General features: G+C 70.6%; 1 protein-coding gene and 1 pseudogene. Both read right to left on the bottom strand.

Going from position 1 to position 1,078, the window contains the following annotated elements:
* Positions 1 to 488, bottom strand: a pseudogene (locus tag ACIRJP_RS42725) (helix-turn-helix domain-containing protein); the annotation flags it as partial.
* A 214-nt stretch (positions 489 to 702) separates the two neighbouring features.
* A partial coding sequence (locus ACIRJP_RS42720) for an ATP-binding protein (RefSeq protein WP_404186663.1) occupies positions 703 to 1,078 on the bottom strand: 376 nt, incomplete at its 5' end.

The raw sequence follows: 1,078 nt of genomic DNA, 5'->3' as shown, positions 1-1,078 counted from the left end.
GGAGCGGGGCGCGGTTCGGGAGCGGGCGCGCGCGGTGGCGGCGGTGGCGGCGGCGTGGGTAACGAGGTCGGCCGGCTGGGGGCCGTCCGGGGCCGGGGAGCTGTTTCGGGCCGGGTGGCCGTGCCGGGCTGGTTGTACGAGACGGTGCGGGTGGTGATGCGGCCGTCGGGGAGGCGTACGCGGCTGCGGTGGAGGTAGCCGGTGGCTTCGAGTTCGCGCAGGGCGGCGGCGATGCGGGTCTCGCTCTCGGGGAAGCGTTCGGCGAGGTGCTTGATGCCGATCCTGGCTCCGGCGGGGAGCGACTGGATGTGGGCGGCGAGCCCGATCGCGGTGAGGGAGAGTCCTCGGTGCTGGGCGAGGTGGTTGCCGATGACGGTGAAGCCTGCGGCGTGCCGGGAGTTGATGTGGATGACACCGGGTGACGGTGTGGTGTCTCCGGGTACGGGGGACGGGGCGCATAAGGGCGCGGTAATCTGCGGGGTATCCATCGGGAAGGTCTCGCTTCCTTGGTGGTCAGGCCCCCGGTTGAGAGTGCGAATCTCGTCGGGGGCCGTCGCATGTCTGGAGTTGTCGCGGCGAGCATATGCCAGCCAACCCGCCTCAAATCCAGCCCAGTTGCCCCATGTCACCCGAGTGAGTGACGAGAGCGGGGCTGGGTCGGGTTTGGGTGGGGAGGGTAATTTCCCCAAGTCCTTTAAAGCCTTATACGTCGTGGAGCGCGGGGACGTCGCTCACCGGGTCGTGGGATTCCGCGACCCGGTGGAACGGTCGCGGTACGAGGTCGAGTTCGGCCCAGATCGTCTTGCGCGGGACGGGGCCGACGCCGATGCCCCAGCGGTCGGAGAGCGCCTCGACGATCAGCAGGCCGCGCCCGCTCTCGGCGTACTGGTCGGGGGTGGATACGACGGGCAGTTGCTCGCCCCGGGTGTCGGTCACCTCGATCCACAGGAGCTCGTCGCGGCGGGCGCTGAGGCTGAGTCGGAAGTCCCGGCCGGGTACGCGGCCGTGGACGGCGGCATTGGCGGCCAGCTCGGCGACGATGTGCGCGGCCGGTTCGCAGACGATCCCCCAGTCGCCC

Source organism: Streptomyces sp. NPDC102437, from assembly GCF_044765565.1.
Classification (GTDB): Bacteria; Actinomycetota; Actinomycetes; order Streptomycetales; family Streptomycetaceae; genus Streptomyces.
Note: the sequence above shows the minus strand (reverse complement) of the source record. Positions and strands in the feature narration are given on the sequence as shown.